General features: G+C 74.7%; 22 protein-coding genes. 12 read left to right on the forward strand and 10 right to left on the reverse strand.

The features are described 5' to 3' along the window. Window positions 1-354 precede the first annotated feature (354 nt). The 7 genes from infC (at window position 355) to pheT (ending at window position 7,792) form a co-directional block, all read left to right on the forward strand. Complete coding sequence (infC, locus tag ACIQBJ_RS16610) at window positions 355-1,083, forward strand: translation initiation factor IF-3 (RefSeq protein WP_400711315.1); 729 nt, start codon at window positions 355-357, stop codon at window positions 1,081-1,083. Window positions 1,084-1,214: 131 nt separating this feature from the next. Beyond that, window positions 1,215-1,409 carry a 50S ribosomal protein L35 gene (gene rpmI / locus ACIQBJ_RS16615; protein WP_030268653.1) on the forward strand — a complete coding sequence of 65 codons (195 nt, stop codon included), beginning with the start codon at window positions 1,215-1,217 and terminating at the stop codon, window positions 1,407-1,409. Window positions 1,410-1,514: 105 nt separating this feature from the next. Continuing rightward, window positions 1,515-1,901, forward strand: a complete 387-nt coding sequence (gene rplT, locus ACIQBJ_RS16620) for a 50S ribosomal protein L20 (protein WP_400709880.1) — start codon at window positions 1,515-1,517, stop codon at window positions 1,899-1,901. Window positions 1,902-2,007: 106 nt separating this feature from the next. Further along, window positions 2,008-2,871: a TrmH family RNA methyltransferase gene (locus ACIQBJ_RS16625; protein ID WP_400709883.1), complete on the forward strand. Its 864-nt coding sequence runs from the start codon at window positions 2,008-2,010 to the stop codon at window positions 2,869-2,871. Window positions 2,872-2,922: 51 nt separating this feature from the next. Then, entirely contained in the window at window positions 2,923-4,032 is a 1,110-nt protein-coding gene (locus ACIQBJ_RS16630; protein WP_400709886.1) for an ATP-binding protein, read from the forward strand. 128 nt (window positions 4,033-4,160) lie between these two features. Further along, window positions 4,161-5,282 (forward strand): phenylalanine--tRNA ligase subunit alpha, encoded by a 1,122-nt coding sequence (gene pheS / locus ACIQBJ_RS16635; RefSeq protein ID WP_400709889.1) that lies wholly within the window; start codon window positions 4,161-4,163, stop codon window positions 5,280-5,282. Beyond that, a complete protein-coding gene (gene pheT, locus ACIQBJ_RS16640; RefSeq protein ID WP_400709892.1) occupies window positions 5,282-7,792 on the forward strand; it encodes a phenylalanine--tRNA ligase subunit beta in 2,511 nt (836 codons plus the stop codon). Before pheS ends, pheT begins: the two co-directional genes overlap by 1 nt. 102 nt (window positions 7,793-7,894) lie before the next feature. Here pheT and ACIQBJ_RS16645 read toward each other — a convergent pair whose 3' ends face one another. Then, entirely contained in the window at window positions 7,895-8,293 is a 399-nt protein-coding gene (locus ACIQBJ_RS16645; RefSeq protein WP_400709895.1) for a hypothetical protein, read from the reverse strand. A gap of 38 nt (window positions 8,294-8,331) precedes the next feature. Continuing rightward, window positions 8,332-8,859, reverse strand: a complete 528-nt coding sequence (locus ACIQBJ_RS16650; RefSeq protein WP_400709898.1) for a GNAT family N-acetyltransferase — start codon at window positions 8,857-8,859, stop codon at window positions 8,332-8,334. Window positions 8,860-9,050: 191 nt separating this feature from the next. Here ACIQBJ_RS16650 and ACIQBJ_RS16655 point away from each other — a divergent pair, with 191 nt between their 5' ends. Continuing rightward, window positions 9,051-9,881: a chitosanase gene (locus ACIQBJ_RS16655; protein ID WP_400709901.1), complete on the forward strand. Its 831-nt coding sequence runs from the start codon at window positions 9,051-9,053 to the stop codon at window positions 9,879-9,881. A gap of 168 nt (window positions 9,882-10,049) precedes the next feature. After that, window positions 10,050-10,457 carry a hypothetical protein gene (locus tag ACIQBJ_RS16660; protein ID WP_400709904.1) on the forward strand — a complete coding sequence of 136 codons (408 nt, stop codon included), beginning with the start codon at window positions 10,050-10,052 and terminating at the stop codon, window positions 10,455-10,457. A 95-nt stretch (window positions 10,458-10,552) separates the two neighbouring features. Here the strand turns inward: ACIQBJ_RS16660 and ACIQBJ_RS16665 are convergent, their stop codons facing one another. Continuing rightward, window positions 10,553-11,422 carry a 3-hydroxybutyryl-CoA dehydrogenase gene (locus ACIQBJ_RS16665; protein WP_400709907.1) on the reverse strand — a complete coding sequence of 290 codons (870 nt, stop codon included), beginning with the start codon at window positions 11,420-11,422 and terminating at the stop codon, window positions 10,553-10,555. 269 nt (window positions 11,423-11,691) lie between these two features. Between ACIQBJ_RS16665 and ACIQBJ_RS16670 the strand changes: the two genes are divergently transcribed. After that, window positions 11,692-12,510, forward strand: a complete 819-nt coding sequence (locus tag ACIQBJ_RS16670; protein WP_400709910.1) for an SDR family NAD(P)-dependent oxidoreductase — start codon at window positions 11,692-11,694, stop codon at window positions 12,508-12,510. Window positions 12,511-12,517: 7 nt separating this feature from the next. Here ACIQBJ_RS16670 and ACIQBJ_RS16675 read toward each other — a convergent pair whose 3' ends face one another. From ACIQBJ_RS16675 to ACIQBJ_RS16685, 3 genes are all read right to left on the reverse strand, one after another. Next, the gene (locus tag ACIQBJ_RS16675) at window positions 12,518-13,549 is read right to left on the reverse strand and encodes a ketopantoate reductase family protein (RefSeq protein ID WP_400709913.1); all 1,032 of its coding nucleotides are present in this window, start codon (window positions 13,547-13,549) and stop codon (window positions 12,518-12,520) included. Window positions 13,550-13,640: 91 nt separating this feature from the next. Then, window positions 13,641-14,480 (reverse strand): polysaccharide deacetylase family protein, encoded by an 840-nt coding sequence (locus tag ACIQBJ_RS16680; RefSeq protein WP_400709916.1) that lies wholly within the window; start codon window positions 14,478-14,480, stop codon window positions 13,641-13,643. A 267-nt stretch (window positions 14,481-14,747) separates the two neighbouring features. After that, window positions 14,748-15,680: a DMT family transporter gene (locus ACIQBJ_RS16685; protein WP_400709919.1), complete on the reverse strand. Its 933-nt coding sequence runs from the start codon at window positions 15,678-15,680 to the stop codon at window positions 14,748-14,750. A gap of 138 nt (window positions 15,681-15,818) precedes the next feature. Between ACIQBJ_RS16685 and ACIQBJ_RS16690 the strand changes: the two genes are divergently transcribed. Continuing rightward, window positions 15,819-17,228, forward strand: coding sequence for a PLP-dependent aminotransferase family protein (locus tag ACIQBJ_RS16690; RefSeq protein ID WP_400709922.1), 1,410 nt, complete (start codon window positions 15,819-15,821; stop codon window positions 17,226-17,228). Here the strand turns inward: ACIQBJ_RS16690 and ACIQBJ_RS16695 are convergent. Next, window positions 17,221-18,171 (reverse strand): rhomboid family intramembrane serine protease, encoded by a 951-nt coding sequence (locus ACIQBJ_RS16695; protein ID WP_400709925.1) that lies wholly within the window; start codon window positions 18,169-18,171, stop codon window positions 17,221-17,223. The two genes, ACIQBJ_RS16690 and ACIQBJ_RS16695, sit on opposite strands and share 8 nt — an antisense overlap. A 122-nt stretch (window positions 18,172-18,293) precedes the next feature. Continuing rightward, window positions 18,294-19,505 carry a methyltransferase gene (locus ACIQBJ_RS16700; RefSeq protein WP_400709928.1) on the reverse strand — a complete coding sequence of 404 codons (1,212 nt, stop codon included), beginning with the start codon at window positions 19,503-19,505 and terminating at the stop codon, window positions 18,294-18,296. A 67-nt stretch (window positions 19,506-19,572) separates the two neighbouring features. On the opposite strand from ACIQBJ_RS16700, the gene ACIQBJ_RS16705 reads away from it, so the two are divergent. Further along, window positions 19,573-20,514: an ADP-ribosylglycohydrolase family protein gene (locus ACIQBJ_RS16705; RefSeq protein WP_400709931.1), complete on the forward strand. Its 942-nt coding sequence runs from the start codon at window positions 19,573-19,575 to the stop codon at window positions 20,512-20,514. A gap of 338 nt (window positions 20,515-20,852) precedes the next feature. Here ACIQBJ_RS16705 and ACIQBJ_RS16710 read toward each other — a convergent pair whose 3' ends face one another. Together ACIQBJ_RS16710 and ACIQBJ_RS16715 are read right to left on the reverse strand one after the other, a co-directional pair. Next, window positions 20,853-22,067 carry a beta-ketoacyl-[acyl-carrier-protein] synthase family protein gene (locus tag ACIQBJ_RS16710; protein WP_400709934.1) on the reverse strand — a complete coding sequence of 405 codons (1,215 nt, stop codon included), beginning with the start codon at window positions 22,065-22,067 and terminating at the stop codon, window positions 20,853-20,855. A 200-nt stretch (window positions 22,068-22,267) separates the two neighbouring features. After that, window positions 22,268-22,984, reverse strand: coding sequence for a MerR family transcriptional regulator (locus ACIQBJ_RS16715; RefSeq protein ID WP_400709937.1), 717 nt, complete (start codon window positions 22,982-22,984; stop codon window positions 22,268-22,270). Between the last annotated feature and the right edge of the window lie 56 nt (window positions 22,985-23,040).

Genomic DNA, 23,040 nt, shown 5'->3' on the forward strand with positions numbered 1-23,040 from the left:
ATGATTCGAGACTGACCGGCCGGGGGACTCTTCGGAGCGCTCGGCCAGCAAGTGGAGGCTCCACCTCGCGGAGGCCCGGAAGGGCGGCCGCGGCAGTCTCCCACCTGATCGGCCGAAGGGCCGACGGGTCCGGTCCGCGACGGGCGCCCGTGAGGGAACGCCGGTCGCCAGTGGTGCCCGAGAGGGCGTCCGGAACGTGTGGAGCCCCGCCTGTACCGTGCGGGGCTTTTTTCGTGCGCTCGGTGCCCTCGACGGGCAGCGGAGCATGAATGAAGCCCCGCCCAGTGGTCGAAACCACTACGTGCGACCGCCGCCCGACGGTCGCATCGGAAAAGGTGCAACCGAGGAGGCCCCATCAGCACCGAGCCCCGCATCAACGACCGGATCCGCGTCCCCGAGGTGCGACTCGTCGGTCCCAGCGGCGAGCAGGTCGGCATCGTCCCGCTCGCGAAGGCGCTGGAGCTTGCCCAGGAGTACGACCTGGACCTGGTCGAGGTCGCCGCCACGGCGCGCCCGCCGGTGTGCAAGCTCATGGACTACGGCAAGTTCAAGTACGAGTCGGCGATGAAGGCCCGTGAGGCGCGCAAGAACCAGGCGCACACGGTCATCAAGGAGATGAAGCTCCGGCCGAAGATCGACCCGCACGACTACGACACCAAGAAGGGTCACGTCGTCCGGTTCCTCAAGCAGGGTGACAAGGTCAAGATCACGATCATGTTCCGCGGTCGTGAGCAGTCCCGCCCGGAGCTGGGCTTCCGGCTGCTGCAGCGGCTCGCGGACGACGTCCAGGACCTGGGCTTCGTGGAGTCGGCCCCGAAGCAGGACGGCCGAAACATGATCATGGTTCTCGGCCCGCACAAGAAGAAGACCGAAGCCATGGCCGAGGCCCGCGCGCTCGCCGACGCCCGCAAGGCGGAGCGGCAGGGCCGCGGACCGGCGGCGGACGAGGCCGATGAGCTCGACGAGACCGCCGAGGCGGTCGAGCTCGTGGAGGACGCGGACGACGCGGAGACCGACGAGGTCACCGAGGCCGCCGAGGTCACCGAGGCCGAGCAGCCCGCCGAGGCCGCCCAGGACGCCTGAGCCGCAGGGCTCAGGACACCGGGCGGGATCGGCAACGCTTCCGGGGCAACCGCCCCGGAGACGAGATCCATCCAGTTCCGGCCCGCACCCCCGGGTGCGGGCCGGAACGGACGACGAGGAGATACGGCGACATGCCGAAGCAGAAGACGCACAGCGGCGCCAGCAAGCGCTTCAAGATCACTGGCTCCGGGAAGGTGCTGCGCGAGCGTGCCGGCCGTCGCCACCTGCTTGAGCACAAGCCCTCGACGCTGACCCGCAAGCTGGCCGGCAACGCCGAGATGGCCCCCGGCGACGCCAAGAAGATCAAGAAGCTTCTCGGCAAGTGATCGCTCGCCCGCGGCCGTGGTCGCGGGCACCGGCTGATCCTTACCGACCGAATCGAATAACGGACCGGCGGCACGATCCGGGGTCCGAACACAAGGAGTAATCAAGTGGCACGCGTCAAGCGGGCAGTCAACGCCCACAAGAAGCGCCGGGTCATCCTCGAGCGGGCCTCCGGCTACCGCGGTCAGCGCTCGCGCCTGTACCGCAAGGCCAAGGAGCAGGTCACCCACTCGCTGGTCTACAACTTCAACGACCGCAAGAAGCGCAAGGGCGACTTCCGCCAGCTCTGGATCCAGCGCATCAACGCCGCTGCCCGTGCCAACGGCATCACCTACAACCGCTTCGTCCAGGGCCTGAAGGCCGCGGGCGTCGAGATCGACCGCAAGATGCTGGCCGACCTCGCGGTCAACGACTCGGTGGCCTTCGTGGCCCTGGTCGAGGTCGCCCGCAAGGCGCTGCCGGAGGACGTCAACGCCCCCAAGGTCGCCGCCTGACCCAGGTGCTCGCACCGCAGCGTTGTTCTCCCGGACCCGCAGGCCGCCCGGCCTGCGGGTCCGTCGCGTATCGCGCACCCGCCCTCCTGTGACGAAGATCGTGAGCATGAGCACCGAGACCCCCCTGCTGACCTCCCTGCGCTCCCCGCGCGTCGTCGCCGCCCGCCGCCTGGCCAAGCGCAACCAGCGCGGCAAGGAGCGGCGCTTCCTCGCCGAGGGCCCGCAGGCCGTGCGGGAGGCGGTGGCGTTCGGGCGGCTGCCGGACGGGGAGCACGCCGTGGTCGAGGTGTACGTGACGGCGGAGGCCGCCGGGCGGCACGCGGAGATCGTGGCCGCCGCCCGGGAGGCCGGGCTGCCGGTGCTGACCGCGACCGAGGAGGTGGTCGCGGACATCTGCGACACCGTCACCCCGCAGGGCATCGTGGCGCTGTGCCGGTTCATCGACACCCCGTTCGAGCAGGTGCTGGCGGCCCGCCCGAAGCTGGTCGCCGTGCTCGCGCACGTGCGCGACCCCGGGAACGCGGGCACCGTGCTGCGGACCGCGGACGCGGCCGGGGCCGACGCCGTGGTGCTGACCGACGCCTCGGTCGACCCGTACAACCCGAAGGCGGTGCGGGCCTCGGTGGGCAGCCTGTTCCACCTGCCGGTGGCGACCGGGGTGCCGGTCGAGGAGGCGGTCGCGCGGCTGCGCGCGGCCGGGGTGCGGGTGCTGGCCGCGGACGGTGCCGGGCAGCGCGACCTCGACCAGGAACTGGACGAGGGCACCCTGGAGGGCCCGTGCGCCTGGGTGTTCGGCAACGAGGCGTGGGGCCTGCCCGAGGAGACCCGCGCGCTGGCGGACGAGGTGGTGCGGGTCCCCATCCACGGGCACGCGGAGAGCCTGAACCTCGCCACGGCGGCCGCCGTGTGCCTGTACGCCTCCGCGCGCGCCCAGCGCTCCCCCGGCGGGTGTCGCGGCGGGGCCCGATAGCGCTAGGGTCGATTCCTGGGCCGGCGAGGGGGCGGGCGGGGGAGGACACCCATGGGCGGCAACGGGGCACCGGGCGGACCGTACGGTGCGCCGGTCGGGCCCGACGACCTGCCGGACGGGCTGGTGGTCGCGGACGCGCACGGCACGGTGACGGTCTTCAACCGCGCCGCGGAACGCCTCACCGGGCGCTCCGCCCGGCACGCGGTCGGCACCGCGCTGGAGGCCGCGCTGCCGCTGGAGGACCTGGACGGCCGCCGCTGGTGGGCGCTGACCGACCCGTACGGCGGGCTGGCGGTGCGCACCGGGCAGCCCGAGCGGAACCTGCTGCTGCCGGGCGGCCGCGAGGTGCTGGTGTGCGCCCGCTACGTGCGGGAGCGGCCGGGCGGGCCGGTGCGGCAAGTGGTGGTGACGCTGCGCGGCACCGAGGCCCGGCGGCGCACGGAGCGCTCGCACGCCGAGCTGATCGCCACCGTCGCGCACGAGCTGCGCTCCCCGCTGACCAGCGTGAAGGGCTTCACGGCGACGTTGCTGGCGAAGTGGGAGCGGTTCAACGACGGCCAGAAGCGGGTGATGCTGGAGACCGTCGACGCGGACGCGGACCGGGTGGTGCGGCTGATCGCCGAGCTGCTGGACATCTCGCGGATCGACGCGGGCCGGCTGGAGATCCGCCGGCAGCGCCTCGACCTGGCGGCGGCGGTGCGCCGGCACGTGGAGGGGAAGGTCGCGGCGGGCATCCCGGCGGAGCGGTTCGACATCCGGGTGGCGGGGCCGCTGGGCGAGCAGTGGGGCGATCCGGACAAGGTCGACCAGGTGCTGGCGAACCTGCTGGAGAACGCGGTGCGGCACGGCGAGGGCACCGTGACGATCGAGCTGGGCCCGGCGAAGGAGCTGGTCGAGCGGGCGGGCACGCCGCCGCGGGTGGTCGAGGGCACCGCCGTCACGGTCAGCGACCAGGGCGCGGGCATCGCGGAGGAGGCGATGCCGCGGGTGTTCACCCGGTTCTGGCGCGGCTCCAAGCGCGGCGGGACGGGCCTGGGCCTGTACATCGTGAAGGGCATCGTGGAGGCGCACGGCGGGGTGATCGGGGTGAGCCGGGCGCCCGGCGGCGGGGCCAGGTTCCGGTTCGTGCTGCCCGCCGGTGTCCCGGACTTCATGCTCTGACCCCCCGCCGGACCCGGTCACCCGCCGTATCCGGTTGCGGGCTGCGACTACACTCGACCTTTGGCGTTCCGGTACGCCCGGCGAGGCAGCAGGACCTGATCACGAGCAGGAGCACGGGAAAGATAGAGATGTCGGCACCCAACAAGTCGTACGACCCGGTCGAGGTCGAGGCCCTCAAGCCCGAGGTGGTGGAACAGGCCCGGGACGAGGCGGTCGCCGCCTTCGCCGCCGCCGCCGACCTCGACGAGCTCAAGCAGGCGAAGGTCGCGCACACCGGCGACCGCTCCCCGCTGTCGCTCGCCAACCGCGAGATCGGCGCGCTGCCCCCGCAGGCCAAGGCCGCCGCGGGCAAGCTGATCGGCCAGGCCCGCGGCGCCGTCAACCAGGCCCTGGCGAAGCGTCAGGTCGAGCTGGAGGCGGAGCGCGACGCCCGGGTGCTGGTCGAGGAGGCGGTGGACGTCACGCTGCCGTTCGGCCGGGCCCCGCGCGGCGCGCGGCACCCGCTGACCACGCTGGCCGAGCGGATCGAGGACACCTTCATCGCGATGGGCTACCAGGTCGCGTCCGGCCCGGAGGTGGAGGCGGAGTGGCTGAACTTCGACGCCCTCAACCTGCACGCCGACCACCCGGCCCGCTCGATGCAGGACACCTTCTTCGTCGAGGCCGCCGACGGCACCGCCGACTCCGGCATGGTGCTGCGCACCCAGACCTCCCCGGTGCAGATCCGCACCATGCTGGCCGGCGAGCCGCCGCTGTACGCGGTCAGCCCCGGCCGGGTGTACCGCACCGACGAGCTGGACGCCACGCACACCCCGGTGTTCCGCCAGGTCGAGGCGATCGCGGTGGACGAGGGCCTGACCTTCGGTCACCTCAAGGGCACCATCGAGGTGCTGGTGGAGAAGCTGATCGGCGGCGGCCTCGAACTGCGCTGGCGGCCCTCGTACTTCCCGTTCACCGAACCGTCCGCCGAGATCGACCTGCAGTGCTTCGTGTGCCGCGGCGCCTCGGTGGGCAACCCGGACCGCCCGTGCCGGACCTGCTCCTCGGAGGGCTGGATCGAGCTGGGCGGCTGCGGCGTGGTCAACCCGCGGGTGCTGGTCGCCGCGGGCATCGACCCGTCCCGCTACAGCGGGTTCGCGTTCGGGCTGGGCCTGGAGCGGATCCTGATGAACCGTCACAACGTCGCCGACATGCGCGACATGGTCGAGGGTGACGTCCGCTTCACCCTCCCGTTCGGGATGGAGATCTGATGCGCGTCCCGCTTTCCTGGCTGCGCGAGTACGTCGACCTGCCGGCGGGCGAGACCGGACGCGACGTCGCGGCCCGGCTGGTCCGGGCCGGCCTGGAGGTCGAGACGGTCGAGCAGCTCGGCACCGACCTCAAGGGCCCGCTGGTGGTCGGCGAGGTGCTCTCGATCGAGGAGCTGTCCGGCTTCAAGAAGCCGATCCGGCACTGCTTCGTGAACGTGGGCGCGGCCAACGGCACCGGCGAGCCGCAGGAGATCGTCTGCGGCGCGACCAACTTCCAGGTCGGCGACAAGGTCGTGGTGATCCTGCCCGGCGGCGTGCTGCCCGGCCCGTTCCCGATCGCGGCCCGGCAGACCTACGGGCACACCTCCGCGGGCATGATCTGCTCGGCCCGCGAGCTGGGCATGGGCGACGACCACCACGGCATCATCGTGCTGCCGCCGGAGTTCGAGGCCGGCACCGACGCGATCGAGCTGCTCCAGCTGGTCGACGAGGTCCTCGACATCGCGGTCACCCCGGACCGCGGCTACTGCCTGTCGATGCGCGGCGTGGCCCGCGAGGCCGCCGCCGCGTACGGGCTGCCGCTGGCCGACCCGGCGCTGCTGGACGTGCCGCCGGCGAACTCGTACGGCTACCTGGTGAAGGTCGCCGACCCGGTGGGCTGCGACCGCTTCGTGGCGCGCACCGTCACCGGGGTCGACCCGGCCGCGAAGTCGCCGATCTGGCTGCAGCGCCGCCTGCAGAAGGCCGGCATCCGGCCGATCTCGCTGGCCGTCGACATCACCAACTACGTGATGCTGGAGGTCGGCCAGCCGCTGCACGCGTACGACCGCGGCCGGGTGGACGGGCCGATCCAGGTCCGCCGCGCCGTCGAGGGCGAGACGCTGACCACGCTGGACGGCGTCAAGCGCGAGCTGTCCGTCGAGGACCTGCTGATCTGCGACAACACCGGCCCGATCGGCCTGGCCGGCGTGATGGGCGGCGCCAGCACCGAGATCCTCGACCCGGTCGTCGACCCGGAGACCGGCGCCGTCACCGGCTCCACCGAGATCCTGGTCGAGGCCGCGCACTTCGAGCCGGTCACCATCGCCCGGGCCGCGAAGCGCCACAAGCTGCCCTCCGAGGCGTCCCGGCGCTTCGAGCGCGGCGTCGACCCGGAGGCCGCCCGGGCCGCCGCGCAGCGCGCCGTCGACCTGCTGGTGCTGATCGCGGGCGGCACCGCCGAGGCCGGGGTCACCGACATCGCGGCCCCGCACCCGGTGCGCACCATCCCGATCGACGCGGACCTGCCGGACCGGGTCGCGGGTGCCGAGTACGGTCGGGAGACCGTCACCCGCCGCCTGCAGGAGGTCGGCTGCACGGTCGTCGGCACCGACGTCCTGGAGGTCACCCCGCCGTCCTGGCGGCCCGACCTGACGGACCCGTACGACCTCGTGGAGGAGGTCGTCCGGCTGGAGGGCTACGACAACGTCCCGGCCCGGATGCCGGTCACCCCGCCGGGGCGCGGCCTGTCCGAGGCGCAGCGCTTCCACCGCCGGGTGGGCGTGGCGCTGGCGGGCGCGGGCTACGTGGAGATCAACGCGTACCCGTTCGTCGGTGACGCCGCGTTCGACGCGCTGGGCCTGGAGGCGGACGACGAGCGCCGCCGCACGGTGAAGCTGGTCAACCCGCTGAACGACGCCGAGTCGGCGCTGCGCACCACGCTGCTGCCGGGCCTGCTGGGCGCGCTGCGCCGCAACGTCGGCCGCGGCAACACCGACCTGGCGATCTTCGAGACGGGCACGGTGTTCCTGCCGAAGGCGGAGCGGAAGGTCGCGCCGCGGCTGCCCGTGGACCGGCGGCCCTCGGACGAGCAGCTGGCCGAGCTGGACGCCGCGCTGCCGGACCAGCCGCGCCGGGTCGCCGTCGCGCTGACCGGCGAGCGGCTGCCGTCGGGCTGGTGGGGCAAGGGCGCGCCGTCCGGCTGGGCGGACGCGGTCGAGGCGGCCCGGGTGGTCGCCGCCGCCGCCGGCGTGGAGCTGACGGTGCGCCAGGCGCAGCGGGCGCCGTGGCACCCGGGGCGGTGCGCGGAGCTGCTGGTGGGCGAGGAGGTCGTCGGCCACGCCGGCGAGCTGCACCCGCGCGTCGTCAAGGCGCTGCACCTGCCGGAGCGCACCAGCGCGATGGAGCTCGACCTGGACCTGCTGTTCGAGGACGGCCGCCGGGTCTCCGGGCCGCCGGTGTCGGCGTACCCGGTGGCGACCCAGGACGTGGCGCTGATCGTGGACGCGGGCGTGCACGCCGCGGACGTCGAGTCGGCGCTGCGCGACGGCGCGGGCGAACTGCTGGAGTCGCTGCGGCTGTTCGACGTGTTCACGGGCGAGCAGGCGGGCGCGGGCAAGAAGTCGCTGGCGTACACGCTGCGCTTCCGGGCCGCGGACCGGACGCTGACGGCGGACGAGGCGTCGGCGGCGCGCGAGTCGGCGGTCGCGGTGGCGGCCGAGCGGACGGGCGCGGTGCTGCGCGGGGCCTGACGGCCGGACCACTGGGGGAGCCCCGTCGCGCGTGCCGCGCGGCGGGGCTCCGTCGTTCCCGGGCGGGTGCCGGGTACGTGCCGGTGGGGCCCGGCGGGGCGGTCAGGCGCAGGTGCTGGCCTTGACGACGGTGACGATCCGCTGCCCGTCGGCGGGGCCGAGCGAGACGGTGGTGGTGGCGAACAGCGAGGCGGCGACCATGCCGAGGTCGGTGCCGTCGTTCTTGCGGATGTCCTTGCAGAGCTCGTCGGCGGAGTCGACGGCCTTCTGCTTGTCCTCGGTGATGCCGGGGAACTCCTTCTCCAGCGCGTTCAGCATGGCGAGTTGCTCGCCGAGGCCGTCGAAGGCGTGGTCGTCGGAGGGGGAGGCGGCGGGTGCCGCGTCGTTCTTCGCGGCCTTGCCGCCGCCGCTGCTGCCGGGGGAGTCGCAGGCGCTGAGGGTGAGGGCGAGGCCGACGGCCAGGCAGCCGAGGGCGGTTCGCGTGATGACGGATGATCGCATGGCCGTCACTGTGCCAGACCGTGCGCACACGTGCACGGTCAACTCCCCTCCGGGGCGGGTGCGTTGAGGGGGCTTTTCGACAGATTCCGGTGCATCACGTGCAGGCCGACGTAGCCGTGGACGGGGTGGTGGAAGCCCTCGGGGACGGTGCCGAGGACGGTGAAGCCGAGGGAGCGGTAGAGCGCCACGGCGGGGGTGTTGGTGGCGACCACGGCGTTGAACTGCATGGCGCGGTAGCCGCGGGCGCGGGCCCAGGCGAGGGCGTCCTCGGCGAGGGCGCGGCCGGTGCCGCGGCCGGCGTGCCCGGGGTCGACCATGAAGCTGGCGCTGGCGACGTGCGCGCCGTTGCCGGCCTGGTTGGTGTTCATCTTGGCGGTGCCGAGCACGGTGCCGTCGGCGGCGACGGCGACCGTCGTGCGGTGCGGGGCGGGCAGCAGCCACCAGTCGCGGCCGGTCTCCCGGTCGAGGTCGACCGGGTAGGTGAAGGTCTCGCCGGCGGCGACGATCTGGTGGAAGAACGGCCAGATGGCGGCCCAGTCCCCGGGGGTGGCGTCACGGATGTCCATTCGGAGCAGCCTGGCCGGTCGGGGGCGGCGGTGGCCAGCGGTTTTCCGCGCCGACCGGTGGCGAGTACCTGACATTCTCGGTCGCACGTCTTGCGGGGTGCCGGAGCGGGCGCTTCAATCCTCGTTAGGAAACTTTCCTAACCCCCTCCCGTGGGCACCCCCATGCCCGCGACCGGCAGACGGAGCGTCAGATGCCCAGCACGAAGCACCGCACCGCCCGCAGCACCCGCACCACCCGCGCCGCCCTCGCGATCCTGATCGGGGCCCTCCCGCTGACCCTGGCCACCGCCGGGACGGGTCACGCGGCGTCGGTCGGCCTCGACGACGCGAAGAAGAAGGAGATCGCCATGGAGCTGGTCTCCTCGGCGGAGAACTCCTCGCTCGACTGGAAGGCGCAGTACAAGTACATCGAGGACATCAAGGACGGTCGCGGCTACACCGCGGGCATCATCGGCTTCTGCTCCGGCACCGGCGACATGCTCGACCTGGTCGAGCACTACACCGACCTCAAGCCCGGCAACGTCCTGGCGAAGTACCTGCCGGCCCTGAAGAAGGTCAACGGCACCGAGTCGCACTCCGGGCTGGGCACCGCCTTCGTCAACGACTGGAAGACCGCCGCCAAGGACACCGTCTTCCAGCAGGCGCAGAACGACGAGCGCGACCGGGTGTACTTCGACCCGGCGGTCAAGCAGGCCAAGTCGGACGGCCTGCGGGCGCTCGGCCAGTTCGCCTACTACGACGCCATCGTGATGCACGGCCCCGGCAACAGCTCCGACAGCTTCGGCGGCATCCGCGCCGCCGCCATGAAGAAGGCCAAGACCCCGGCCCAGGGCGGCGACGAGACCGCCTACCTGAACGCCTTCCTGGACGCCCGCAAGGTGATCATGAAGCAGGAGGAGGCGCACGCCGACACCAGCCGGGTCGACACCGAGCAGCGCGTCTTCCTCACCAACAAGAACTTCGACCTCAACCCGCCGCTGAAGTGGAAGGTCTACGGGGACCCGTACCAGATCAACAGCTGATCCGCGGCCCCGGGCCCGGCACCCCCGAGGTGCCGGGCCCGATCGTTTGTTGACGCTCCGTCAGCACACTTGCTCCGCACGGTGGTTACAGCTTGGACACATCCCGGACGGACCGGCCCCCGGGCTCGGTAGCGTCGGCCCCGAGCCACGCCGTCCCGAGGGGAGACCATGCGCATCCGAGCCGTCCTCGCCGCCCTCTGCCTGACCGCCGTCCTCGCGGTGACGGGCTGCGAGCCGGCCGACGGGGACAGACCCGCCGACACCCCCGACCGCGGGCAGGCCGCCGGCGACGTCGAGGTCACCGGCTGCGCCGTCGACGCCGAACTGCGCTGGCCCGCCGCGACCGTGCGGATCACCAACCGCACCGCCGTCACCAGCAACTACGTGGTGCAGATCGCCTTCCTCGACGGCACCGGGAAACAGGTCGCCGCGGGCGTGGCCGGCGCCACCGCGCTCGCCCCCGGCCACGACACCGTCGAACAGGCCCAGGGGCTGGTCGAGCCGGGCGGCCCGGTCAGCTGCCGGGTCGCCGACGTCGCCCGCTACGCCACCCCGGACACGCTCAAGAGCCGCTGAGGTCGACGCCTCTCCGGCGCCCCGCCGGTGCCCCGCCGGTGCGGCGAGGGCCGCCCGGCGCGGTGCCGGGCGGCCCTCGGAACGGTGACGGGGCGTCAGGCCGTCGCGGTGTAGTCGTAGAAGCCGCGGCCGGACTTGCGGCCCAGCAGGCCCGCGTCGACCATCCGGGACAGCAGCGGCGGGGCCGCGTACAGCGGCTCCTTGTACTCGTCGTACATCGACTCGGCGATCGAGACGATGGTGTCCAGGCCGATCAGGTCGCACAGCCGCAGCGGCCCCATCGGGTGGGCGCAGCCCGCCTCCATGCCCTTGTCGATGTCCGCGGCCGTCGCCACGCCCGACTCGAACATCCGGACGGCGGAGAGCAGGTACGGCACCAGCAGGGCGTTGACCACGAAACCGGCCCGGTCGCGGGCCCGGATCGGCTCCTTGCCGAGCGCCTCGACGGTGAACTGCTCGGCGCGGGTGGTGGTCTCGACGGAGGTGGTCAGGGTCGGGATGACCTCGACCAGCTTCTGCACCGGCGCCGGGTTGAAGAAGTGCAGGCCGATCACCTGCTCGGGGCGGCCGGTCGCCGCGGCCAGCTTCACGATCGGGATGGAGGAGGTGTTGGAGGCCAGGATCGCGTCCCGGCGGGCCACCACCTGGTCCAGGGTCTGGAAGATCTTGACCTTGACGTCCTCGCGCTCCGCGACCGCCTCGACCACCAGGTCCCGGTCGTGGAAGTCGGCCAGGTCGGTGGTGAACGCCAGCCGGGCCAGCGCCGAGTCCCGGTCCTCCTCCGACAGCTTGCCGCGCCGCACGGCCGTCTCCAGGGAGTTCGTCAGCCTGGTCCGGCCCAGCTCCAGCGCCTCGCCACTGGCCTCCGAAACCAGCACGTCCAGGCCGGAACGGGCGAAGACCTCGGCGATGCCCGACCCCATGAGGCCGCAGCCGACTACTCCGACGCGCGCGATGTCACTCACTCAGATGCCCTTCACGAGGAGCCGGGGATCGCCCGGCCCACTGTTGTCACGGCCCCCCGACCCCCTCCCGGGGCGGGCGGCCCGCCCGGACGACGGTACTACCTGCCTTAACGCCCGTTCACCCCGCCTCGTCCCCGCGCGGCCCGGACCGGTGCTCGGCCGAACGGGTGAGGCCGGGCGGTGCGCCGCCGCGCGCTCCCCGTGCGCCCCCGGGCGGGCGACCAGAATGCGAGGGTCCAGCCGCAGGAGGGACCGGAGGGAGCACGCAGATGGGGACCGGATCACTCGCCGGACAGGTCGGACTGATCACCGGCGCCGGACGCGGGATCGGCCGGGAGATCGCCATCGGCCTCGCCGCCGAGGGCATGGCCGTCGGCCTGGTCGGCCGCACCCAGGACCGCCTCACCGCGACCCTCAAGGAGTGCGTCCGGCACGGCGCCCGCGGCGTCGCCGTCACCGCCGACGTCGCCCGCCCCGGCGCCGTCCGGGAGGCCGTCCGCTCGATCGAACGTGACCTCGGCCCCGTCGACCTGCTGATCAACAACGCCGGGCAGGTCGACCGCGCCGAAGTCCCGCTCTGGGAGACCGACCCCGCCCAGTGGTGGCAGGTCGTCGAGACCAACCTGCGCGGCCCCTACAACCTGCTCCGGCACGTCCTGCCCGGCATGGTGCAGCGCCGCCGCGGCCGGGTCGTCAACCTCAACAGCGGCTTCGCGCTGCGCCCCGACGGCAACTACACCGCCTACGCCACCTCCAAGGGCGCGCTGCTCCAGCTCTCCGACAACATCGCCGACTCGGTCGGCCGGTACGGGATCGTCGTCCTCGACATCAGCCCCGGCGCCGTCGCCACCGACATGACCGCCGGCATGCCGATGTTCCACGACATGAAGGCCTGGGGCTCCATCCCCTACATGGTCGCCGTCACCGTCGACGCCGCCCGCGGCCGCTTCGACGGCCTGCACGGCCGCTTCCTGCACGCCGGACGCGACAACCTGGAGACCCTGGTCGCCTCCGCCGGGGCGATCCGCTCCGCCGACGCCCGCACCCTGCGGCTGCGCCCCTACGGGCCGGACGACCCGATGGCCTGAGGGCCCGTCAGGACTCCGCGACACCCGCGCGGGCGGCCGGGTCCGCCAGGTCCGCCAGCGCGGTCAGGTCGGCCTCCGGGAGGGAACCCGCCGGGCGGCCCTCCCGGGCGAACGCCGCGGCCAGCCGCTGCAGGGCCGCGTTCAGCGGCGTCGGCACCCCGTGCAGCCGCCCCAGCAGGGCGATCTCGCCGTTCAGGAAGTCCGCCTCGATGTCGCCGGTGCCGCGCGCCAGCGACTGCCAGGACGAACCGCCGCCGCGCGCCGCGCCCTCCAGCGGCAGCAGCGTCACCCGGTCGCCGCGCACCGCGAGCTGCTCCTCGTCCGACGGGTACCCGATGCCCGCCGCCGCCAGCACCGCCCGGCCCTCCGCCCGCACGCCCCGCCACACCCGCATCCGCAGCTCGCCGTCGACCGGACCGGCCACCGCCTCCAGCGCGTTGCCCAGGTTGCCCAGCAGCTTCGCGTACTTCCAGGCCATCACGTCCTCGACCACCGGCGCGTCGAAGAACGAGTCCGCCAGGTCGGCCGCCACCCGGTGGGCCAACTCGTCCGCGCCGTGCGGGTAGCGCCCCAGGTGCAGCATCCCCGAGCGCGGCGAGCCCGCCGCCGCCACCCGGCCCGGCTCCAGGTGCGTCGACGGCAGCCACACCCGCATCCCGTACACCCGCTCGAAGCGGCGCAGCGCCAGCCGCTCGTTCGCCACCCCGTTCTGCGCGCACACCACCGGCAGCCGCTCCGCCGCCGTGCCGCCGCCCGCGACCGGGCGCGGCGCCCAGGCGTCCAGCAGGGCCGCCGAGTGCTGGGTCTTCACCGCCAGCACCAGGACGTCGTCCGGGGCCAGCGCGACCTCCTCCGGCCCGCCGACCGCCGGGACCGGCAGCCGGTGCACCCCGTCCGGGGTGCTCAGCCGCAGGCCGTCGGCGCGCAGCGCCGCCAGGTGCGGGCCGCGGGCCACCAGGACCACGTTCCGGCCGGACTGGTGGAGCCGACCGCCGATGGTGCCGCCGACCGCGCCGGCGCCCAGGATCACATAGCGCATGGGCCGAGCATCGCACGGCCCGGGCCCGGGAGGTGAAGGAGGGTCAGCGGGCGAGGGAGGGCCGGCGGGTGAGGGAGGGGCGGGGCGGCGGTCAGGCGCAGAGCTCGGAGGCCGTCACCGCGTGCAGGCCCTTCGCGGCCAGGCCGTCCAGGATCGCCGGGAGCGCCTGCGCCGTGCCCGGGTGCCCCATGTGCAGGGCCACCACCGAACCCGCCGCCGCCGACTTCAGCACCCGGTGGGTGACCGTGTCCGCGCCCGGGTCCGCGTAGTCCCGCGGGTCGACGTCGAAGGACAGCACGTGCTCGTACCCCACCTGCCGGGCCTGCTCCTTCACCATCGCGTTCGCGTACTGCGTCGCCGACGGCCGGAACCAGCGCCCGATCGACCCCGTCAGCCGCTGCAGGCGCTCCGCGCACTGCGCTATCTCGTCGTGCGCCTGCTGCGGCCGCATCGAGGAGATGTCCAGGTGGTTCTGGGTGTGGTTGCCCAGCTCGTGACCGCCCGCCAGGATGCGCTGCGCCATCTGCGGCTGCTGGTCCAGCCAGCTGCCCACCACCAGCACCGTCAGCCGGGCGCCGTGCTGCTCCGCCGCCTTCAGCAGGGCCTCGGCGATCGCCGGATCGCCCTGGCCGTGGAAGGTCAGCGCCAGCTGCGGCCTGGTGCGCGGCCCCGACACCACCTCCTGCGGGGTGTTCGCGGCCAGCGGCGGCAGGGCGGGCGCCGACGCGGTCGGGGCGGCGGACGGCGGCACGGCCGGCGACGGGGCGGAGCCCTCGGCGAGGTGCGACGGCTGCGAACGCGCCGCCACCGAGGACTGGGCCGGATCGGTGCCCTCGGAGGAGCTGCCGCAGGCGGCGGCGAGACCCCCGGCGGCGCTCAGCGCGGCCAGGCGGGCGGTGGAACGCAGGACACTGCGGCGGTCGACACTCATATCGGCCCCAGCCTAAGCGCAGATTTCGACCGGACGACAACGGCCACCGCCCGGACGAGTGGCGCGCGGGTGGCGGTGGGGTGCCACGCGCCCCGCATGGGGTAATGGGGGGCGCACGGAGCTGACGGAGGCGGTCGGGCGGGGCGGTTGACGGGGCGTGAGCTGCGCGGAGCGAGTCGTGCGGAACGAGTGGTGCGGAGCGAGTGGTGTGGCGTGGGCCGTGCCGCGGAGCGAACGGGGCGGGCGGGGCGGGCGGGGCGGGCGGGGTCACGGGGTGTCGGCGGCGGGGCGCGGCGGGCGGCCGGGGCCGAGGAGGAGGGCGGCGGTGACCAGGACCGCGCCGAGCAGTTGCGGCGGAGTCGGGACGAGGGAGGTCAGGACCGCGCCCGAGGCGGTCGCGGTGAGCGGGATCAGCCCGCCGAACAGGCCCGCGTGCTCGGCCGGGAGCCTGGTCAGCGCCGAGTACCAGAGCAGGAACGCCACGCAGGTCAGCACCGCCCCCAGGTAGAACAGCGCGAGCAGCTCCGTGCCGCTGGGCAGCCGCGGCGGGCCGGAGGAGAACGCGGCCGTCACGGCGAACATCGGCACCGCCAGGGCGGTGGTGTACGCCGAGACCCGGACCGGCCCCAGCCGCGGCAGCAGCGGGACGGCCAGCAGCGAGAACGCGGCCTCGCAGCACAGCGTGCCCGCCGCGCACAGCAGCCCCACCGCGTCGCCCGACCCGAACCCCTGGGTGAGCGCCGCGCCCGCCACCACCACGGCCGCCGCCGCGAGCAGGCGGGGCGCCGGGCGGCGGCGGGCCAGCAGCGGCGAGAGCACGCCCAGCAGCAGCGGGGTGCAGCCGACGATGCTGCCGACCACCGCCGCGTCGGTGTGCCGCAGCGCCGTCACCAGCAGCAGGTTGAACGCGAACAGGCCGGTGCCGGCCAGCGCCAGCAGCAGGCCGAACTCACGGGCCGTCAGACGCGGCGCCAGGCGGCCCCGGCGGTGGGCGAGCGGCAGCAGGACGGCCGAGGCGAGGGCGTAGCGCACGGTCTGGCCGGTGGCGAGCGGATAGGACGCGGCCAGCGCGGTCACGCCGGTGGAGCCGCCGAGCAGCGTCATCGCCGCGGCGGCCCGCAGCGAGCCGGACAGCCGGGAGCGGTCGGCGGCGGCCGGGACCGGGGCCGAGGCCGGGAGGGCGGGGGAGGAGGTGGACATGGTGGGAACGCTAGGAGGGGAGTGGTACGGAAGACAGTGCCACTGGACGGGTGGAGCAGAGGACCAATTCGGGGCGTCGGGGCGGGCGGTCGGAAGCGGGGCGGCGTTGCCGGTCGGGCTTTCTGGCAGGGTGGGGGTGTGCGGGAGTTGCTGATCACCCTGGGGGACGGCGGGGGCGAGCTGACGGGGCGGTTGACCCGGGAGTTGCGGGCGGCCGTCCGGGAGGGGCGGCTGGTGGCCGGGGAGCGGCTGCCCGCGAGCCGGGTGCTGGCGGCCCAACTGGGCGTCTCACGCGGGGTGGTGGTCGAGGCGTACGAGCAACTCGCCGCCGAGGGCTACCTGGTGGGGCGGCAGGGCTCGGGCACCCGGGTCGCGGCGGGAGTCGCGGACGCCCGCCCCCGTCCGCCCGCCGGAGTCGTCGGGCCGGAGCCCCGGTACGACCTGAAGCCGGGCACGCCCGACCTCGGGATGTTCCCCCGGACGGCCTGGGCCGGGGCGGTGCGGCGGGCCCTGCAGCGGGCCGAGAACCGGGACCTCGGGTACCGCGATCCCGCCGGACTGCCGCAGCTGCGAAGGGAGTTGGCGGCGTACCTGGGCCGGGTGCGGGCGGTCGCCGCGGAGCCGGAACGGGTGATGGCGGTCAGCGGCGTCGGGCAGGGCCTGGCCCTGCTGGTGCAGGTGCTGGCCCGGACGGGGCGGCCGCGGATCGCGGTCGAGGACCCGGGCTCGCCCGGCACCCTGGCGCTGCTGCGCGCCCACGGCGTCCGGCCGATCGGCGTCCCCGTCGACGAAGAGGGCCTGCGGGTCGGGGAGTTGGCGGCGAGCGGCGCGCAGGCCGTGCTGGTCACGCCCGCCCACCAGTACCCCACCGGCGTGGTGCTGTCGGCCCGCCGCCGCACCGAACTCGCCGCCTGGGCCCGGGCCGGCGGCCTGGTGGTCGAGGACGACTACGACGCCGAGTTCCGCTACGACCGCGAACCGCTGGGCGCCGTCCAGGGGTTGGCGCCCGAACGGACGGTGTACCTGGGCTCGCTCAGCAAGACCCTGGCCCCCGGGCTGCGGCTCGGCTGGGCCGTGCTGCCCGGCTGGCTCGCCGAGGACTTCCGGCAGGCCAAGCAGTACGCCGACCTCGGCACCGGCGCGATCGACCAACTCGCCTTCACCGCCCTGCTGGAGAGCGGCGGCTACGACCGCCACCTGCGCACCGTCCGCCCCCGCTACCGGGCCCGCCGCGACGCCCTCGCCGGGGCGCTGCGCACCCACCTGCCGCAGGCCCGCCTGCAGGGCGTCGCCGCCGGCCTGCACCTGTACGCCGACCTGCCGGCCGGCACCGACGAGCAGGCCGTCGCGGACGCGGCGGCGCGGCTCGGCGTCCGGGTCGCCACCGTCGGGCCCGGGCGGCTCGCGCCGGGCGGGCCGGCGCTCGCGCTGGGCTGCGCCGGACTGCCCGAGCAGCGGCTGCGCGAGGCGGCGGCGCTGCTCGGGGAGGCGGCGCTGCTCGGGGAAGCGGGCGGGGCGGTGCGGGAAGCGGGCGGGGCGGTCAGCTGATCGGGACGAGCCGGTCGACGCCGATCACCGCGGCGACCGCGATCAGCGCCAGGACCGCCGTCAGGAGGATCGCCTGGACCGTGCCGCGCTGCTCGCGCGGGGCGTACGCCAGGGCGGCACCCGCGGCGAGGCCGGCGAGCAGGCCGCCGAGGTGGCCCGTCCAGGAGGCGAAGCCCGCCGAGACCACCATCCAGACGATGAAGAACACCATCAACTGGTCGCCGCCCAGCGGGTCGTAGCCCTGGCGGCGGCTCAGCACCCGGTAGCCGCCGACCAGGCCGAAGACCGCGCCGGAGGCGCCCACCGTCAGGGCGTGCGGGGCGAACAGCAGGGTCAGCGCGGAACCGCCGAGCGCGGACAGCAGGTACAGCGCGACCATCCGCAGCACGCCGAGCCGGTCCTCGACCACCCGGCCGAGCATCCACAGCCAGTACATGTTCATCAGCAGGTGCGCGACGCCGAACGGCGCCTCGGTCGGCTGCTGGTGCAGGAAGCAGCCCGTGATGAGCCGGTACCACTCGCCGTGCGCCACGCCGCCGACCGGCAGCGGTGACACGCCGTCCCAGCTCTCCGGGTCGGCGGGCCGCAGCACGCCCAGGCCCAGCATGGCGAAGCGGTTGACGAAGTCCTGCCCGCCCGCGATCTCGGCGAGGTACCCGGCCACGTTCAGCACGATCAGCCCGATCGTGCCGTACGGCCGCGAGGTGATCCGCCCGCCGAACGCCGTCCGGGCCCGCCGGACGCCCTGCTGGCCGGACTTGACGCACTCCACGCACTGGTAGCCGACCGCGGCCTCGCGCCGGCAGTCCGGGCAGACGTGGCGGTCGCAGCGCGAGCAGCGGACGTACGACTCGCGCCCGGCGTGCCGGAAGCAGACCGGGGCCGGGGCCGGCGCCTGGTCGTCGGTGCTCGGCCCGTCCGGCGCGGGCTGTGCGTGGTCCATGGCGGGTTTCTCCCCCCGGTCGTGGCGGTGCTGCCGACCGAGGGGCTCCGGGCCAGGGTGGTTCGGCGGCGAATCGGCGCTCACCCTAGGGCACGGGCCGGACGCCGCTGCCGCGGGGGCGGTCAGCGCCGGACGGCGCTGAGCACCACGAACTTCGGACTGCCCGCCACCGTACGGCAGTTGCCGAACACCCGGCGCAGCGTCACGTGGTACCCCAGGTGCCGGTTGCCGACCACCCGCAGCTCGCCGCCCGGGCGCAGCACCCGGCGGGCGCCGGTGAACATCCGACGGGCGACCGCGTCCGTGGTCGCCTGGTGCGAGTGGAACGGCGGGTTCAGCAGCACGAGGTCCGCGGAGGCGTCCGGGACGTCGGCGAGGGCGTCGCCGACCAGGAACTCGGCGCGGGCGTCCGGCCCCAGGTTGGCCCGGAAGGTCTCCTCGGCGGACGCCACGGCCTGGAAGGACTCGTCCACGAAGAGGAGTTCGGCGCCCGGGTCGCGCAGGGCCGCGGCGGTGCCGACGATGCCGTTGCCGCAGCCCAGGTCGACGATCCGGCGGGGGGCGGGCGAGGCGGGGCCGGGCTCGGGTTCGGGCTCGGGTTCGGGCTCGGGTTCGGGTTCGGGGAGGTGCTGGAGGAAGAAGCGGGTGCCGATGTCGAGGCGGTCGGCGCAGAACACCCCTGCCTGGTTGGTGACCTGACGGCCCGACAGTTCGCCGATGCCGTCCGGGAGGCGGTAGCGCAGCGGCCACGGGTTGGCCGGGGCGGCAGGGTCGGCGGGGTTGCCGCTCGGGGTGGTGTGGATCAGGCGGGCCTTGCGGACGGCGAGCGAGGTGCGGGTCGGCCCGAGGATGCGTTCGAACAGCTGGAGGGTGGAGGTGTGGATCTCGGTCACCATGCCGGTGCCGACCACCACGGCGCCCGGGTGGACCGCCGGGGCCAGCCGGTGCAACTGGTCCTCCAGCAGCGCCAGGCTCTTCGGCACCCGCACCAGCAGCAGGTCGATCCGGTCCGGTGGCGGGTCCTGGGTGCTGCGGACGTCCACCAGGGCCGGGTCCAGGCCGTTGCGGGCCAGGTTCGCGGCGACCGCCCGGGAGGAGAGGTACGAGTCGGTGACCGCCGTCAGCGTGCCCGCCCGCCCCGCGAGCGCCGTCGACAGCGCGCCCCAGCGGTCGCCGAGCACCGTCACCGCCCCCGCCGCGGCGTCCGGGCACTCCTCCGCCAGGTGCCGCAGCAGGTACTCGTCGGAGGCGTCCCAGGCCCGCAGCAGCTCGCGCGGGTCCTCCGGGAAGCGGGCCAGTTCGAACGCGCCCCAGGCGGTGGTGAAACAGTTCATCGTGCCACCAGGCTATCGGAGGGCGGCCGGGCCACCGGCCTGGTGGCGGTGCGAGGAGGAGAGTGGGATGGAGCGGTCCGAGCGGGTGGTCGGCGCCGTGCTGGGGTCGGCGGTCGGGGACGCGCTCGGCGCGCCCTTCGAGTTCGGGCCCGCCGGGATGCTCAGCGCCCGGTACCCCGGCGCGGTGACGATGGACGGCGGCGGCGGGTGGGACCCGGGCGAGGCCACCGACGACACGCAGATGGCCGTCCACCTCGGCGAGTCGCTGCTCGCCCGCCCCGACGGGCTCGACCTGCCCGACATCTTCGCGCGGTTCCGGGAGTGGGCGACCGCCGATCCCAAGGACATCGGCATCCAGACGGAGATCGTGCTCGGCAGCGGGCTGCCCTGGGACCTCGCCGCCGCGATCCACTTCCAGACCGAGGGGCGGGCGGCCGGCAACGGCGCGCTGATGCGGGCCGCCCCCGCCGCGGTGCGGTTCGCGCCCGAGGGACGGGCGGCGACGATGGACGCGGCCCGCCGGATCACCGCGCTCACCCACGGCGACGGGGCCGCGTGGGAGGGCACCGCGATCCTGCACGAACTGCTGCGGGTCGCGCTGGACGGGGACGATCCGGTGGCGGCCGTGCCGTCCGTGCTGGACGCCGTGCGGGAGGAGCACCGGAAGCGGTGGGCCCGGGTGCTCCACGCCGGATGGCATCCGACGCGGGCCACCGAGAGCAACGGTGCGGTGTGGGCCTGTCTCGGCTCGGCGCTCTGGGCGCTGCGCACCACGGACGGGTTCGCCGCCGCGCTGCGGGCCGTCGTGGACCTCGGCGGCGACACCGACACGACGGCCGCCGTCACCGGCGGGCTGGCGGGGGCGGTGTACGGGGCGGCGGCGATACCCGGGGAGTGGGTGGAGGCGCTGCACGTGCCGCTGCCGCCGACGGGACGGGTGCTGCGGGCGGGGGAGTTGGCGGGGATGGCGGTGGCGCTCGACGCGAGGGGGCAGGAGCGGGGGCGGTAGTGGCTCCGGCCCGGGGGCTTTCGCGTCGCGGAGGTCTTCGGCCGGAAACGGGGTCGGCGCGCAGCGGCCTGTCGGTCGCCTGCCCCTCGGCACCGCCGTTCCCCGGGCCCCTGGAGCTTCGCTCCCAGCGGGCCCGGGACGGAGTTTCCTCCCAGTGGGCCAGGGGTGGAGCTTTGCTCTCGGAGGGCCGGGGATGGAGCTTCCCTTCCAGCGGGCTCGGGATGGAGTTTTGCTCTCGGCGGGCCGGGATGGAGCTTCGCTTCCTACTGGCCAGGGGTGGAGCTTTGCTCCCGGTGGGCTCGGGACGGAGCTTCGCTTCGTCGGGGTCGGGGTCGGGGTCAGGTGGTCAGGATCAGGCTGGCGTTGTGGCCGCCGAAGCCGAAGGCGTTGACGAGGGTGGCGGTGGTGGGGAGGGGGCGGCCTTGGGGGAGGAGGTCGAGGGGGTGGGTGGGGTCGGGGGTGGTGAGGTTGCGGATGGGTGGGGCGTACTGGTCGTGGAGGGAGTGGGCGGCGGCGAGGGCGGCGAGGGCTCCGGCGGCGCCGAAGAGGTGGCCGGTCATGGATTTGGTGGCGGTGATGGCGGGGCGGTGGGGGCCGAAGACGCGGGTGAGGGTTTCGGCTTCGGTGAGGTCGCCCTTGGGGGTGGAGGTGGCGTGGGCGTGGACCAGGCCGATGGCCTCGGGGGAGAGGCCGGCGTCGGCGAGGGCGCCCCGGACGGCGCGGGTCTGGCCGTCGGGGTGGCCGGCGGTGATGTGGTGGGCGTCGGAGGTGACGGCCGCGCCGGCGAGGGTGGCGTAGGAGCGGGTGCCGGGGCGCAGGTCGGCGCGTTCGAGGACGAGGACGGCGGCGCCCTCGCCGATCACGAAGCCGTCCCGGCCGGTGTCGAAGGGGCGGGAGGCGCCGGCGGGGTCGTCGTTGCGCAGGGAGTGCGCGCGGGCCTGGGCGAAGCCGGCGAGGGGGAGGGGGTGGAGGCAGGCTTCGGTGCCGCCGGCGACGACGACGTCGGCGCGGCCGAGGCGGATCAGGTCCAGGCCGAGGGCGACGGCCTCGGCGCCGGAGGCGCACGCGCTGACGGGGGTGTGGGCGCCGGCCTTCGCGCCGAGGTCGATGGAGACCCAGGCGGCGGGCCCGTTGGCCATCAGCATCGGGACGGTGTGCGGGGAGACCTTGCGGACGCCGGAGCGTTCCAGGACGTCGTCCTGGTCGAGCATGGTGATGGCGCCGCCGGTGCCGGTGCCGATCACCACGGCGAGGCGTTCGCCGTCGACGGCGGGGCGGCCGGCGTCGGCCCACGCCTCGCGGGCGGCGATCAGGGCGAGCTGTTCGGCGCGGTCGAGGCGGCGGGCCTCGATCCGGTCGAGGACCTCGGAGGGCTCGACGGCGAGCTGGCCGGCGATCCGGATCGGGAGGTCGGCGGCCCACGGGCGGTCCAGGGCGCGGATGCCGTTGCGGCCCTCGCGCATGGCCTGCCAGGTGGCGGGCGAGGTCCCGCCGAGCGGGGTGGTGGCGCCGAGGCCGGTGATCCTCACGGCGGTGGGGTGCGGTGTGGGCATGGGGGTCCTCCCGTTGTGGTGGCAGCACAAGGACCGGCCCGTCGATGGTCGGCCGGGCTGGTCGATGCGGCCCACTCTGCCAAGGGACTTGGGTGACCGTAGGGGTCGATGGCAACCGAGTCGTGCACGGTGGAGTTGTGCAGTTCGTACAAGGCCGCGAGCCCGCGCGGGGGTTGTGGGGTTTCCACAGTGACGCGGTGTCAGGGGGTCGGGGGCGCGGGCCGTTCGATGAGGTCGAGGCAGGCGTGCAGGGCGGCCGCGCCGGACAGCAGGGCGCGGCCACGGGCGGTCAGCCGGGCCTGCCAGGCGGTCAGGGTGGGGCGGACGGCCTCCGGGCCGCCCGCGTCGCGCAGCCGGTGCAGGATCTCCGCCGTGGCGGCCAACCCGTGCCCGCCGCGCCGCAGTTGCTCGGCGAGCCGGAGTTCGCGGACCTGCGCGGGCGTGTACACCCGGTACCCGGTGCGGGCGTCCCGGGACGGGGAGACCAGGCCCGCGCGCTCCCACTCCCGCAGGGTGGCCGGGCGCAGCCCCAGGCGGTGGGCGAGCGGCCCGATGTGCGTCGGACGGTCGGCGGCCGCCGGTGGCGGGTCGTCGGGCAGGTGGGCGAGGGCGGTGCGGGCCGCCTCCAGGGTGCGGCGGTCCTCGGCGAGCCGGGCGTGACCCTCGTCCAGCAACTGCAACGCCCGTTCCAGGGCGCCCGAGTGGACGGCGCACAGGATCGCGGCCGCCTCCCGGTGCCCGTGCCCCGGCACCAGGGCGAGGAACGCCCACAGCGCCGCGGCGTGCCGCTCGTCGTAGTGCCGGTACCCCGACGCGGAGCGCCCGGCGGGCGGGAGGATCCCCGCCTCCTCGTAGTTGCGCACCGCCTGGGTGGACAGGCCGTGCTCCCGGGCCAGGTCGATCGGACGGAGCGGCATGTGGAGACTTTTCTGCTCGAAATCCGGGCTGGAAGCGGAAAAGTCTACACCGAGGC

The organism is Kitasatospora sp. NPDC088391 (assembly GCF_044753345.1).
In the GTDB taxonomy this organism is placed as follows: Bacteria; Actinomycetota; Actinomycetes; order Streptomycetales; family Streptomycetaceae; genus Kitasatospora.

Excerpts from the sequence above, each read along its gene's own strand:
- rpmI (WP_030268653.1), top strand. The coding sequence starts at position 1,215 with ATGCCGAAGCAGAAGACGCACAGCGGCGCCAGCAAGCGCTTCAAGATC.
- ACIQBJ_RS16625 (WP_400709883.1), top strand. The coding sequence starts at position 2,008 with ATGAGCACCGAGACCCCCCTGCTGACCTCCCTGCGCTCCCCGCGCGTC.
- ACIQBJ_RS16630 (WP_400709886.1), top strand. The coding sequence starts at position 2,923 with ATGGGCGGCAACGGGGCACCGGGCGGACCGTACGGTGCGCCGGTCGGG.
- pheS (WP_400709889.1), top strand. The coding sequence starts at position 4,161 with ATGTCGGCACCCAACAAGTCGTACGACCCGGTCGAGGTCGAGGCCCTC.
- pheT (WP_400709892.1), top strand. The coding sequence starts at position 5,282 with ATGCGCGTCCCGCTTTCCTGGCTGCGCGAGTACGTCGACCTGCCGGCG.
- ACIQBJ_RS16645 (WP_400709895.1), bottom strand. The coding sequence starts at position 8,293 with ATGCGATCATCCGTCATCACGCGAACCGCCCTCGGCTGCCTGGCCGTC.
- ACIQBJ_RS16650 (WP_400709898.1), bottom strand. The coding sequence starts at position 8,859 with ATGGACATCCGTGACGCCACCCCCGGGGACTGGGCCGCCATCTGGCCG.
- ACIQBJ_RS16655 (WP_400709901.1), top strand. The coding sequence starts at position 9,051 with ATGCCCAGCACGAAGCACCGCACCGCCCGCAGCACCCGCACCACCCGC.
- ACIQBJ_RS16660 (WP_400709904.1), top strand. The coding sequence starts at position 10,050 with ATGCGCATCCGAGCCGTCCTCGCCGCCCTCTGCCTGACCGCCGTCCTC.
- ACIQBJ_RS16670 (WP_400709910.1), top strand. The coding sequence starts at position 11,692 with ATGGGGACCGGATCACTCGCCGGACAGGTCGGACTGATCACCGGCGCC.
- ACIQBJ_RS16675 (WP_400709913.1), bottom strand. The coding sequence starts at position 13,549 with ATGCGCTATGTGATCCTGGGCGCCGGCGCGGTCGGCGGCACCATCGGC.
- ACIQBJ_RS16680 (WP_400709916.1), bottom strand. The coding sequence starts at position 14,480 with ATGAGTGTCGACCGCCGCAGTGTCCTGCGTTCCACCGCCCGCCTGGCC.
- ACIQBJ_RS16685 (WP_400709919.1), bottom strand. The coding sequence starts at position 15,680 with ATGTCCACCTCCTCCCCCGCCCTCCCGGCCTCGGCCCCGGTCCCGGCC.
- ACIQBJ_RS16695 (WP_400709925.1), bottom strand. The coding sequence starts at position 18,171 with ATGGACCACGCACAGCCCGCGCCGGACGGGCCGAGCACCGACGACCAG.
- ACIQBJ_RS16700 (WP_400709928.1), bottom strand. The coding sequence starts at position 19,505 with ATGAACTGTTTCACCACCGCCTGGGGCGCGTTCGAACTGGCCCGCTTC.
- ACIQBJ_RS16705 (WP_400709931.1), top strand. The coding sequence starts at position 19,573 with ATGGAGCGGTCCGAGCGGGTGGTCGGCGCCGTGCTGGGGTCGGCGGTC.
- ACIQBJ_RS16710 (WP_400709934.1), bottom strand. The coding sequence starts at position 22,067 with ATGCCCACACCGCACCCCACCGCCGTGAGGATCACCGGCCTCGGCGCC.
- ACIQBJ_RS16715 (WP_400709937.1), bottom strand. The coding sequence starts at position 22,984 with ATGCCGCTCCGTCCGATCGACCTGGCCCGGGAGCACGGCCTGTCCACC.